This is a genomic window from Kineococcus indalonis (genome assembly GCF_009906395.1).
Taxonomy (GTDB): Bacteria; Actinomycetota; Actinomycetes; order Actinomycetales; family Kineococcaceae; genus Kineococcus; species Kineococcus indalonis.
In genome coordinates this window covers 1-11,814 of sequence record NZ_JAAALM010000064.1, presented here as the reverse complement: position 1 = coordinate 11,814, position 11,814 = coordinate 1, and the positions used below count along the sequence as shown (strand labels likewise).

The 11,814-nt window shown below is 77.2% G+C and carries 11 protein-coding genes and 1 pseudogene; 7 read left to right on the top strand and 5 right to left on the bottom strand.

Features of this window, described 5'->3' with window-relative positions; genetic code table 11:
• Nucleotides 1–117: 117 nt before the first annotated feature.
• Both GTR00_RS25575 and GTR00_RS25570 read left to right on the top strand, forming a co-directional pair.
• Nucleotides 118–1,386 carry a glycosyltransferase family 61 protein gene (locus tag GTR00_RS25575; protein WP_166610620.1) on the top strand — a complete coding sequence of 423 codons (1,269 nt, stop codon included), beginning with the start codon at nt 118–120 and terminating at the stop codon, nt 1,384–1,386.
• Nucleotides 1,387–1,446: 60 nt separating this feature from the next.
• Entirely contained in the window at nt 1,447–2,400 is a 954-nt protein-coding gene (locus GTR00_RS25570; RefSeq protein WP_166610619.1) for a diacylglycerol/lipid kinase family protein, read from the top strand.
• 50 nt (nt 2,401–2,450) lie between these two features.
• Here the strand turns inward: GTR00_RS25570 and GTR00_RS05440 are convergent, their stop codons facing one another.
• Nucleotides 2,451–3,056: a DUF7711 family protein gene (locus GTR00_RS05440; protein ID WP_166610618.1), complete on the bottom strand. Its 606-nt coding sequence runs from the start codon at nt 3,054–3,056 to the stop codon at nt 2,451–2,453.
• Between the two features lie 80 nt (nt 3,057–3,136).
• On the opposite strand from GTR00_RS05440, the gene GTR00_RS05435 reads away from it, so the two are divergent.
• Nucleotides 3,137–3,640, top strand: a complete 504-nt coding sequence (locus GTR00_RS05435) for an OsmC family protein (protein WP_166610617.1) — start codon at nt 3,137–3,139, stop codon at nt 3,638–3,640.
• A gap of 45 nt (nt 3,641–3,685) precedes the next feature.
• Here the strand turns inward: GTR00_RS05435 and GTR00_RS05430 are convergent, their stop codons facing one another.
• Together GTR00_RS05430 and GTR00_RS05425 are read right to left on the bottom strand one after the other, a co-directional pair.
• Complete coding sequence (locus GTR00_RS05430) at nt 3,686–4,798, bottom strand: aldose epimerase family protein (protein ID WP_166610616.1); 1,113 nt, start codon at nt 4,796–4,798, stop codon at nt 3,686–3,688.
• Nucleotides 4,799–4,844: 46 nt separating this feature from the next.
• Nucleotides 4,845–5,504 (bottom strand): uracil-DNA glycosylase, encoded by a 660-nt coding sequence (locus GTR00_RS05425; protein WP_166610621.1) that lies wholly within the window; start codon nt 5,502–5,504, stop codon nt 4,845–4,847.
• Between the two features lie 195 nt (nt 5,505–5,699).
• Here GTR00_RS05425 and GTR00_RS24820 point away from each other — a divergent pair, with 195 nt between their 5' ends.
• From GTR00_RS24820 to GTR00_RS05405, 4 genes are all read left to right on the top strand, one after another.
• Nucleotides 5,700–6,005 carry a DUF3263 domain-containing protein gene (locus GTR00_RS24820; RefSeq protein ID WP_407659612.1) on the top strand — a complete coding sequence of 102 codons (306 nt, stop codon included), beginning with the start codon at nt 5,700–5,702 and terminating at the stop codon, nt 6,003–6,005.
• A gap of 419 nt (nt 6,006–6,424) precedes the next feature.
• Nucleotides 6,425–6,628 (top strand): cold-shock protein, encoded by a 204-nt coding sequence (locus GTR00_RS05415; protein ID WP_166610614.1) that lies wholly within the window; start codon nt 6,425–6,427, stop codon nt 6,626–6,628.
• A gap of 290 nt (nt 6,629–6,918) precedes the next feature.
• Nucleotides 6,919–8,547 (top strand): chaperonin GroEL, encoded by a 1,629-nt coding sequence (gene groL / locus GTR00_RS05410; RefSeq protein WP_166610613.1) that lies wholly within the window; start codon nt 6,919–6,921, stop codon nt 8,545–8,547.
• Nucleotides 8,548–8,657: 110 nt separating this feature from the next.
• The gene (locus GTR00_RS05405) at nt 8,658–9,950 is read left to right on the top strand and encodes a D-arabinono-1,4-lactone oxidase (RefSeq protein WP_166610612.1); all 1,293 of its coding nucleotides are present in this window, start codon (nt 8,658–8,660) and stop codon (nt 9,948–9,950) included.
• 26 nt (nt 9,951–9,976) lie between these two features.
• Here the strand turns inward: GTR00_RS05405 and GTR00_RS05400 are convergent, their stop codons facing one another.
• Nucleotides 9,977–10,591: a suppressor of fused domain protein gene (locus tag GTR00_RS05400; RefSeq protein ID WP_166610611.1), complete on the bottom strand. Its 615-nt coding sequence runs from the start codon at nt 10,589–10,591 to the stop codon at nt 9,977–9,979.
• A gap of 8 nt (nt 10,592–10,599) precedes the next feature.
• Nucleotides 10,600–11,814 (bottom strand): annotated as a pseudogene (gene cofG, locus GTR00_RS05395) (7,8-didemethyl-8-hydroxy-5-deazariboflavin synthase CofG); the annotation flags it as partial.

Sequence of the window (11,814 nt, the reverse complement as noted above, 5' to 3'; positions counted from 1 at the left end):
CCCCGCGGTGCCGCGCCCCCCTCGGGACCCCGCGCGACCCTGAGCGCCCGGGGTGTGACGCAGGGTCACGCGACGTGAGAGTGGTCAGGTCCGCGGCGAACCGTCACCATCGCTGCCGTGGAGACGGGGAACGTCGGCTGGCCCTACCTGCTCAAGCGGGCCCTGGGCCACCACGTGCGCGACCGGCTGCGGGAGGCCGCCGCCCGCGGGACCGCCCACCCGGTGACCACCTCGACCGAGCTGGCCGCCGCCGGCGCGCGGCGCACCGTCGTGCACCCGGACCCCGGACCGGTGCCGCTGCGGCGCCCCGCCGGCCTGGACACCGGCACCTGGCGCTCCTGGCGCGCCGGGCACCTGCCCGCCGGCGGCGAGCAGTTCGTCCTCGACGTCCGCGGCGCCACCGTCGTCAGCGGCTTCGGCTGGGTCTTCGACTCCGGCCGCCTCGTCACCGACCTGTGGCGCGACGCCGACCACCCCGGGGAGCGGACGCGCTCGGCGCAGCGCCTGGCCGCCCGCGTGCGCCCCGACGGGCCCGCCGAGCACCTGCCCGGCACCACGGCGTCCCTGCTGGCCCCGTGGGCGCTGAACTACTACCACTGGACCGTGCAGGGCGTGCCGCGCGTGGGCCTGCTCGCGGCCGCGGCGGACCTCGCCGAGGTCGACCGCTGGCTCGTCCCGCGGCTGGCCCACCCCTACCTCGGCGAGTGGCTCGACCACCTCGGCGTGCCCCCCTCCGCCCGCGTGGAGGTCTCCGGCGCCGGGCGGCGCTTCACCGCCGAGCGCCTGCTCGTCAGCTCCGTGCCCTCGGCCGGCTACAACGTCCCGCGCTGGGTCGTGGACGACGTGCGCGCGCGCGTGGCGGGGCTGCGCCGCGGCGGCGGGCCGGAGCTGCTGCTCGTCGACCGCCCCGGCACCGGGCGCCGGCGCCTGCTCAACCGCGAGGAGGTGCTCCGGGTCGTGCGCGAGCGCGGCTTCACCGTCGTGGACCTCGACGACGCGACCCTGGCCGAGGAGGTGGCGCTGTTCACCTCCGCGCGCGTCGTGGTCGGCGTGCACGGCGCCGGGCTGACCAACGCCCTGTACGGCCCCGAGGGCTCCCACGTGGTGGAGATCACCCCCTCGAGCCTGTCGTACCCCACCTTCCACAAGCTCGCGGGCGTGGCCGGCCTGCACCACCACGTGCTGCCCGGCACCGAGCCGGCGCTGCCGTGGCGGCTGAGGTTCCTCGACAACGACGCCGACGTCGTCGCCGACGTGCCCGCCCTGGCGCACCTGCTGGACCGGCTGCTCGCCGGCACGCACGCGGTGCCCGCCGCGCCCGCCCCGCGCGCCCCCGGGACCGCCGGGGCGGCCGGGGCCCCCGGGACCGCCGGTGAGGTCGTGTGAACCCGCTGTGAGCCGGGCCGCGGCGGGCACGCGCGCCGCGCGCGCCGCGTTGGTCCCGGCGTGGCAGAGCAGCAGCAGCAGGCGGGCCCCCGGCCCGCGCCCGGGTGGGGGCAGGAGCCGCCCGGTGGCGTCCTCGCCGTCGTCAACGCCGCCGCCGGGTCGGCCCGCGAGGCCGTGGTCGACGCGGTCGTCGGCGAGCTCGGGCGCGGCGCCGACGTCGAGCTGCGGCGCACCCGCGGCCTGGACGACCTGCGCGCGGCGCTGCTGGGCGCCGACGGCCGCCGGCTCGTCCTGCTCGGCGGCGACGGCACCCTGCACGCGGCGCTGCAGCTGCTGCACGACGCCGGCGCCACCCGCTCCGTCGGGCCGCTGGGCGTGGTGCCCCTGGGCACCGGCAACGACCTCGCCCGCTCCCTGCGGCTGCCGCTGGACCCCGTGGCCGCCGCGCGGGTGGCCGTGCGCGGGCGCCCGCGCGACCTGGAGCTGCTCGTGGACGGCCACGGGCGCACCACCGTCAACACCGTCCACGCCGGCATCGGCGCCTCCGCCACCGCCAAGGCGCAGCGGCTGAAGAAGGTCCTGCGCGCCGGCGCCTACCCCGTGGGCGCGCTGTGGGCCGGCGTCGGCGCCGGGCGCGGCTTCCGGCTGCGGGTGGAGGTCGACGGGCGCGTGGTGGCCGACGGGCAGCGCCCGCTGCTCGTCGTGGGCATCGGCATCGGCGGCACCATCGGCGGCGGCGCGCGCCTGGTGCCCGGCGCCGACCCGCACGACGGCGTCGCCGACGTGGTGGTCTCCACCTCCACCGGCCCCCTGGCGCGCGTCGGCTTCGCCAGCGGCCTGCGCAGCGGCGTGCACGTGGACCGCCACGACGTGACCACCACGACCGGCAGGGTGGTGGAGGTCACCGCCCTGGAGGGCACCTTCCGGCTGAACTCCGACGGCGAGGTGACCGGCCCGCAGCGCCACGAGCGCTTCGAGATGCACGCCGACGTGTGGCGCGCCGTCTGCCCCTGAGGGGGCACCCCGGCGGCCCGGCTCGGCGGCTCGGCCCCGCGGGGCCCGGTTCAGCGGCCCAGCGCGTCCAGCAGCTCCAGGTGCCCGGCGACCGCGGCCGCCAGGGCGTCGGCGCGCGCCAGCGGCGAGCCGGGCGCCCAGCGGTGCGCGGCGAAGTCGCCGCTGGCGCGCCGCACCGCCGCCAGGCTCGCCACCAGCTCCTGCTCCAGCTGCGCGCGCAGCACCTCCGGCGCCGGCCGCGGCGGGCGCAGCCCGGCGCCCTCCCCGGCGCGCAGCGCCTCCAGCACGCCCGCCTCGGGGCCGCCGTCCACCGTCCACAGCCGCACCGGCCCGGTGACCGCGTGGTTGCCCACGGGGCGCCCCGCCGGGCGGAACACCAGCCGCACCGGCCGCTTGGCCAGCCCCGAGGCGGCCAGCCACTGCCCGGCGCCGGGCGGGGCGGTGCCCCAGGCGCACTCCACCGGGTCCGCGTCGCACACCAGCGCCACCCCCACCCCGCCGTCGTCGGGGACCTCCTCGGCCGGCGGGCCCAGCAACGGCCCCCACAGCCACGCCTCCAGCACCCGCAGCCGCACGATCCCCGGCGGCTGCGCCGCCACGTGCGCGCACCGCTCGGCCACGTGCTCCGCGGTCCGCACCGCCGTCGCCCACCTCACGCGGGGCAGTCTGCCGCGCCGGCCCCCGCGCGCGACGGCGGCGTTGGCCCGGGCGCCGGGAGCGGGCCTAAGGTGCCCCGGTGGACGCGACCGGGCTCAGGGCCCTGCAGAAGCCGTTGAAGGACAAGTACCGCGAGGACCCCGGCTCCGCGGCCGTGCCCGCGCGGGCCGTGGCGGTCCTGGACGGGCAGTCCATCGGGGTCTCCGTGGACGGCTTCGCCGGCACCACCCGCGCCGGGCTGCACCCGGCCGCCGGCGGGGACGGCACCGAGGCCTGCTCCGCCGACATGCTCTGCGAGGCCGTGGCCGCCTGCGCGGGCGTGACGCTGCGCAGCGTCGCCACGGCGATGGGGGTGGAGCTGCGCGGCGCCAGCGTCACCGCCGAGGCGACCTGGGACGCGCGCGGCACCCTGGGGGTGGACCGCTCCGTGCCCGTCGGCATCTCCGACGTCACCATCACCTTCGACTTCACCTCCGACGCCGACGAGGCCACCGAGGCGAAGATGGTCTCCCTGGCCGAGCGCTACTGCGTCATCGCCCAGACCCTGCAGGTGCCGCCGAAGGTCACCGTCCGCCGCGCCTGAGGCGCAGCGCGGGGGCGCGCGCGGGCGCGCCCCCGGGCGCGGGGGTCAGGCGTCGAGGGCGAACGTGGTGGTGCCGGTGAACACCGCGCCCGGGCGCAGCACGCCGCCGTCCAGCCCGCCGCCCAGCTCCCCGGCGGTGAACGCCGGCCGGTTCACCGCGTCCGGCAGCAGCTGGGTCTCCAGGCACAGCGCGTCGCCCTGGCGCACCGGCCGCCCGGCCGGGTCGCGCCAGGCGCCGTCCAGGAAGTTGCCGGTGTACAGCTGCAGGCCCGGCGCGTCGGTGAGCACCCGCAGGCGCCGGCCGCTGCGCGGGCCCGTCAGCTCGGCCACCACCCGCTCGCCGCCGCCGGCGCCGTCGAGCACGAGGCAGTGGTCGTAGCCGCCGGCGCGCAGCAGCTGCTCGTCGGGCTCGCGCAGCCGCTCGCCCAGCCGGGTCGGGGCGCGGAAGTCGAACGGCGTGCCCGCCACGTCGCGCAGCTCGCCGGTGGGCACGAGCACCTCGTCCACCGGCAGGTAGCGCGAGGCGTGCGCGCGCAGCACGTGGTCCTCCACCGTGCCGGGCCCGTCGAGGTTGACGTACGCGTGGTTGGTGAGGTTCACCGGCGTCGGCGCGCTCGTCGTGGCCTCGTACCGCAGCCGCAGGCGCACCCCGTCCGCGCCCCCGCTCAGCTCGTAGGTCACCCGCGCCACCAGCTCGCCGGGGAAGCCCATGTCCCCCTCGAGGCTGCGCAGGGTCAGCCGCACCGCCGGGCCCTCCCCGCCGGTGACCTCCTCGGCCCGCCACACCCGCTGGTCGAAGCCCTCCGCGCCGCCGTGCAGGGCGTTGGGGCCGTCGTTGACCGGCACGCGGTGCTCCACGCCGTCGACGCTGAAGCGACCGCCGGCCAGGCGGTTGGCCACCCGGCCCACCACCGCGCCCGGGTAGCCCTCGGCGGCCTCGTAGGCGGCCACGTCGGGCAGGGCCACCACCACGTCGCCGAGGGCGCCGGCGGCGTCGGGCACGCGCAGCCGGTGCAGGGCCGCGCCGCGGGTGAGGACGTGCGCGGCGGCGCCGGAGGGCAGCCGCAGCTCCCAGCGCTCCACGGGCTCGCCGCGGCGGGTGCGGCCGAACGGGGTGCGGGCGACGGTGCCGCCGGCGGGGGTCTCGGGAGCGCTCACGGCTGCATCGTGCCGTGCCCGCGCCCCGCGGCGCCCGCCGGGGCGGCTACGGGTCCAGCCGCCAGTCGACGCCCTCGCCGCCGGCCTCGCGCAGCAGGGCGTCGACGCGGCTGAAGGGGCGCGAGCCGAAGAAGCCGCGCGAGGCCGACAGCGGGCTGGGGTGCACCCCGGTCACCACCGGCACCCCCTCCAGCAGCGGCTGCACGGACTGCGCGTCGCGGCCCCACAGCAGCGCCACCAGCGGCCCGCCGCGCGCGGCCAGCGCCCGCACGGCCGCGTCGGTCACGGCCTGCCAGCCCAGGCGCCGGTGCGAGCCGGCGTCGCCGGCGCGCACGGTCAGCGCCCTGTTGAGCAGCAGCACCCCCGAGCGGGTCCACGCCGTCAGGTCGCCGTGCGCGGGCGGCTGCACGCCGGTGTCCTCGCGCAGCTCCTTGTAGACGTTCACCAGGCTGCGCGGCAGGGGCCGCACGTGCGGCTCGACGGCGAACGCCAGCCCGATCGGGTGCCCCGGGGTGGGGTAGGGGTCCTGCCCCACCAGCAGCACGCGCACCTGCTCGAAGGGCTGGCGGAAGGCGCGCAGCACGTGCCCGGGCGCCGGCAGCCAGGGCCCGGGGTCGGCGGCCAGGCGCGCCGAGAGCGCCGACAGCTCCGCGCGCACCGGCGCCAGGGCGCGCGCCCAGCTGGGGTCGAGGTCGTCGACCCCCAGCCCGGCGGGGTCCTCGCCGCCCGCGCCGGGCGCCGGCGGGACGACGGGCTGCTGCGGCTGCGGCTGCGGCTCCTCGGGCACCCGGCGACGCTAACGCGGTGCGCGCGCCCCCGCGCGCCGCGCGCGGCCGGTGCCGCCGGCGCCTCCTACAGTGGTCCGCGTCGAGAGGGGGAGCGGTTCGTGGACGGGTCGCAGGTGCAGGTCGGCGCGGCGGCGCGCGAGGAGGACGAGGCGCCCGCGGGGGCCGCGGACGGGCTCAGCCGCCGCGACGCCGAGGTCCTGGCCTTCGAGCGGCAGTGGTGGAAGTACGCCGGCGCCAAGGAGCAGGCGGTGCGCGAGCTGTTCGACCTGACGCCCACGCGCTACTACCAGGTGCTCAACGCCCTCATCGACACCCCCGAGGCGCTGGAGCACGACCCGATGCTCGTCAAGCGGCTGCGGCGCATGCGCTCCAGCCGCCAGCGCGCCCGCTCGGCGCGCCGCACGGGCGTGCAGCCCTGAGCGCACGGGCCGGGCAGCGGCCGCGCCAGCTCGCGGCCCGGCGCGGGGCGCACCGCACGCGCCGCTCGCCGGCGGCGGTGCTGCTGCTCGTGCTGGCGTGGTCGGCGCTGGCGGTGCTGGTGGCCGCCGCGGCGGTGCTGGTGGTGCGCCGGGTCGCCGGCCCGCTGCTGGGCAGCGCCGCGGGCCTGCTCTGAGGCCGCCGCGGAGCGCTCGGCCGCACCGGACCGGCCTGGTCGAACCCTGCCCCAACAGCCCCTCGCACCACTAGCCTGAGCAGCGGTCGATCAGTTCGATGGGCACGTCCTCCACCGGGCCGGCACGTCGGGCGTCGCCCACGGCCTCACCGCCGCGGGCAGCGTGAGACCCGTCCCCGGGCGATGCCGGGGGCGTCCCGCTCGCTGCACCACCAGGAGAAGGCAATGGCTCAGGGCACCGTGAAGTGGTTCAACGCCGAGAAGGGGTACGGCTTCATCACCGTGGACGACGGCGGCGCCGACGTCTTCGTGCACTACTCGGCGATCGTCGCCGACGGCTACCGCTCCCTCGAGGAGGGCCAGCGCGTCGAGTTCGAGGTCGGCCAGGGGCAGAAGGGCCCGCAGGCCGAGAGCGTGCGCGGCATCTGAGCCGCCGCGCCGGCGACCGGCCCGGTCGGGGCGCGGTCGCCGGCAGCGCCCTCCCGGCGCGGCGCGCGGGCGAGGGGGGTTTGCACTCGGGGTGGGGGAGTGCCAACATTGGCGTTGGCACTCTCGAGTCGAGAGTGACAGCACCAGCAGCACCTCGACCCGGGAGCGAAAGCTCCCGGCCGGTCCGGTGAGGCCGCCGGCGCGGGGGACGTGACCCCGCCGCCGACGGTCGTCCGTCGCGGGCACCGCTCCGGCCGACCACCGCCCGCCTTCTGGGAGGAACACCAGGCATGAGCAAGATCATCGCCTTCGACGAGGAGGCCCGCCGCGGCCTCGAGCGCGGGATGAACCAGCTCGCCGACGCTGTCAAGGTGACGCTCGGCCCCAAGGGCCGCAACGTCGTCCTGGAGAAGAAGTGGGGCGCCCCCACGATCACCAACGACGGTGTGAGCATCGCCAAGGAGATCGAGCTCGAGGACCCGTACGAGAAGATCGGGGCCGAGCTCGTCAAGGAGGTCGCGAAGAAGACGGACGACGTCGCCGGTGACGGCACGACGACCGCGACCGTCCTGGCCCAGGCGCTCGTGCGCGAGGGCCTGCGCAACGTGGCCGCGGGTGCGAACCCGATGGGCCTCAAGCGCGGCATCGAGAAGGCCGTCGAGGCCGTGACCGAGCAGCTCGTCGGCGCTGCCCGCGAGGTCACCACCAAGGAGCAGATCGCCGCGACCGCCGGCATCTCCGCCGGCGACGCCTCCATCGGCGAGCTCATCGCCGAGGCCCTCGACAAGGTGGGCAAGGAAGGCGTCATCACCGTCGAGGAGAGCAACACCTTCGGCCTGGAGCTCGAGCTCACCGAGGGCATGCGCTTCGACAAGGGCTACATCTCCCCCTACTTCGTCACCGACGCCGAGCGTCAGGAGACGGAGCTCGAGGACCCGTACGTCCTCATCCTCAACTCCAAGATCTCCACGGTGAAGGACCTGCTCCCGCTGCTGGAGAAGGTCATGCAGTCCGGCAAGCCGCTGGTGATCGTGGCCGAGGACGTCGAGGGCGAGGCCCTGGCGACCCTGGTCGTCAACAAGATCCGCGGCACCTTCAAGTCGGTCGCCGTCAAGGCCCCCGGCTTCGGCGACCGCCGCAAGGCCATGCTGGGCGACATCGCCATCCTCACCGGTGGCCAGGTCATCTCCGAGGAGGTCGGGCTCAAGCTCGACACCGCCGACCTCGACCTGCTGGGCCGCGCCCGCAAGGTCGTCGTCACCAAGGACGAGACCACCATCGTCGAGGGCGCCGGCGACGCCGACGCGATCGCGGGCCGCGTGGGCCAGATCCGCGCCGAGATCGAGCGCAGCGACTCCGACTACGACCGCGAGAAGCTGCAGGAGCGCCTCGCCAAGCTCGCCGGCGGCGTGGCCGTCATCAAGGCGGGCGCGGCCACCGAGGTCGAGCTCAAGGAGCGCAAGCACCGCATCGAGGACGCCGTGCGCAACGCGAAGGCGGCCGTCGAGGAGGGCATCGTCGCCGGTGGTGGCGTGGCCCTCATCCAGGCCGGCGCCGTCGCGTTCGAGAAGCTCGAGCTGACCGGTGACGAGGCCACGGGCGCGAACATCGTCAAGGTCGCCGTCGAGGCCCCGCTGAAGCAGATCGCCGTGAACGCCGGCCTCGAGGGCGGCGTCGTGGCGGAGAAGGTCCGCAACCTGCCCACCGGTCACGGCCTGAACGCCGCCACCGGCGAGTACGTGGACCTGCTCGAGGCGGGCATCAACGACCCGGTCAAGGTGACGCGCTCCGCGCTGCAGAACGCCGCGTCCATCGCGGGCCTGTTCCTCACCACCGAGGCCGTCATCGCCGACAAGCCGGAGAAGGCGGCCCCGGCCGCCGCCGGCGGCGACGGCGGCATGGGCGGCATGGACTTCTGAGTCCCCCCGCTCCACCAGCACCACCCGCGAGGGCGGTCCTCCACCAGGGGGGCCGCCCTCGCGGCGTCCCCGCGCCCACGGGCGTCCCCGCACCGATTACCGTGCCGCCGGTGAGCACTCCGACGACGACGTCCAGCGCGGCGCCCACCAGCGCCCCCGGGCTGAACTGGGCCCGCAACCACCGCTACGCCGCGCGCACCCTGCACCGCCCCGAGACGCTGGAGCAGCTGCGCCACGTCGTGGCCGGCGCGCGGCGGGTGCGGGCGCTGGGCACCCGGCACTGCTTCAACGACGTCGCCGACTCCCCGGGCGACCTGGTCTCCCTGGAGGCGCTGCCCGCGCCGGTCGAGGTCGACAGCGCCGCGGGCAGCGTGCGGGTCGGCGCCGGCACCAGCTACGGGGTGCTCGCCCAGCGGCTGCACGAGCAGGGGTGGGCGCTGCGCACCATGGCCTCCCTGCCGCACATCAGCGTGGCCGGCGCGGTCGCCACCGCCACCCACGGCTCCGGCGACCGCACCCGGTGCCTGGCCGCGGACGTGCGCGCCCTGGAGCTGGTCGGCGCCGACGGCGAGCTGCGGCGCGTCGAGCGCGGCCGGGAGGAGTTCGCCGGCAGCGTCGTCGCCCTGGGGGCCCTCGGCGTCGTCACCGCCCTGGAGCTGGACGTCGTGCCCACCTACCAGGTGCGCCAGGACGTCTACTCCGGCCTGTCCTTCGAGGCGTTCACCGCGAACTTCGACGCCGTCACCTCCGCCGCCTACAGCGTCAGCGTCTACACCACCTGGGTCGGCGGGGACACCGCGCAGGTGTGGCTCAAGACGCGCCTGTCGGACTCCGCCGAGGCCCCCGCGGAGCTGTTCGGCGCCCGCCCCGCGCCCGAGCCCCTGCACCCGCTGCCGGAGGTGGACGTGCGCAACGCCACCGAGCAGCTCGGCGTGCCCGGCCCCTGGCACGAGCGGCTGCCGCACTTCAGGTCCAGCTTCCAGCCCAGCAACGGCGAGGAGCTGCAGGTCGAGCACCTCGTGCCGCGCGAGCACGCCCTGGGCGCCGTCGCGGCGCTGCGCGAGCTGGGCCCCTCCCTCGCGCCGCTGCTGCACATGTGCGAGGTGCGCACCGTCGCAGCGGACGACCTGTGGCTGTCCCCGGCCCACGAGCGCGACGCGGTGGCGTTCCACTTCACCTTCAAGCAGCGCCAGCGCGAGGTGCTCGCCGCCCTGGCGCACGTGGAGGAGGCGCTGGCGCCGTTCTCGCCGCGACCGCACTGGGGCAAGCTGTTCGTCGCCGACGCGGCGACCCTCGCGGCCCGCTACCCGCGCTTCGCCGACGCCCGCGCGCTGGTGGCCCGCCACGACCCGGGCGCGAAGTTCGCCAACGCCTTCACCGACCGTATCGGCCTCACCGGCTGACCCGACCGGCCCGCCCCGGTGGCGGGTCAGCCCAGGTCCACCGGCGCCCGCAGCGGGTCCGCCACCGCGATCTCCGCGGCCGCGAAGCGCTCCTCCAGCGCCTCGAGGCCGCGGTCCCGCAGGTAGTCGCGCTCCACGTCGTGGATCGGCACCGCCTGCAGCCAGCGCACCGGCGGCAGGTCCTCCTGCAGGCGGTAGCGCGCCAGGCGCGGGAACAGCCCCGGCGCGGTGAGCAGCAGGTGCGCGGCGCCCCCGCCGACCAGCTCGCCCACGACGCCGGGGAACACCGTGCCCGCCTGCACCGGGCGGCCCTCGCCCGCCGCCGTGAACGCCGAGGCCACCAGCAGCGCGGCGGCGTCGTGCGCCTCCACGCCGGCCAGCACCGTCACCAGCTCCACCCGCTCGTCGTGCCGGTCGGCGCCGGAACCGACCACGTTGACCCACCGGTGCATCGAGAGGGTGGAGACCGACACGTGGCCCGGGCGCGGGGCGTCGCGCACCGTCAGCACGTCCAGCCAGCGCCGGCCGGAGCTGTCGGTGAACTCCGAGAACTCCGGCACCGCGTCGCGGCGCAGCTGACCCGCCGCGAACCGCGCCATGGCCACCTCCGCGTCCGACGGGGGAGCGGGCTCGGTGCTCACCGAGCCACCCGGCCCACCGGGCGGGCCGCCTCGTCGGCCAGTCCCGTGGTCGCGTCCGCCAGCGCCGCCAGCGGCGCGTGCAGGCCGGCGTCGACCCACTCCCCGCCGCCGGCCAGCGCGTCGAGCACGAACCGCGGGTGCGCGGTCAGCCGCTCCGCCAGGCGGAAACCCGCCCCGCGCGTGGTGGCCGCCAGGTCGTCCAGCTGCGGCCAGGGCCGCTCGGGGTTCACGTGGTCCGGCGTCAGCGGGGAGACCCCGCCCCAGTCGTCCACGCCGGCGGCCAGCAGCTGCTCGCGCTGGCCGGGGTCGGACAGGTTCGGCGGCGCCTGCAGCGACACCCCCGCCCCCAGCAGCAGCCGCGCCACGGCGATGGCGGCCAGGTACTCCTCGTGCCCGAGGTCGTCGGCGCCGCGCATGGCGGTGTCGTCCTTGGCGCGGAAGTTCTGCACGATGACCTCCTGCACCCCGCCGTGCCGCGCGGCCACGTCGCGGATCGCCAGCAGGGAGTCCACCCGCTCGGCGGGCGTCTCGCCGATGCCCACGAGGATCCCCGTGGTGAACGGCACGCGCGCCCGGCCGGCGTCCTCCAGGACCCGCAGGCGCAGCGCCGGGTCCTTGTCGGGGGAGCCGTAGTGCACCCCGCCCGGCTCGCTCCACAGCCGCGCGGCGGTGGTCTCCAGCATCATCCCCATCGAGGGCGCCACGGCGCGCGAGGAGCGCAGCGCCTCGAACGTCATCACCCCCGGGTTCAGGTGCGGCAGCAGCCCGGTCTCGTCGAGCACGAGGCGCGCCAGGTGCTGCACGTACTCCAGCGTGCCGGTGAAACCCCGCTCGTCCAGCCACCGGCGGGCGACCGGCCAGCGGTCCTCCGGGGCGTCGCCGAGCGTGAACAGCGCCTCCTTGCACCCGGCGGCCGCGCCGTCGCGGGCGATCGCCAGCACCTGCTCCGGCTCCAGGTACGCCGCCGGCAGCCGGCCCGGCACCGTGGCGAAGGTGCAGTAGTGGCAGCGGTCGCGGCACAGCCGCGTCACCGGCACGAACACCTTCTTGGAGTAGGTGACCACGCCGGGGCGCCCGGCGCGGGCCATCGCCTCGTCGCGCACGGGCGCGGCCAGCGCGCACAGGGCGGCCAGGTCGGCTCCGCGCGCGTGCAGCAGCACCTCGGCGGAGGAGGCGTCCAGCTCGCCGGCGCGCGCGGCGGCCAGCGCCGAGCGCACCCGGGC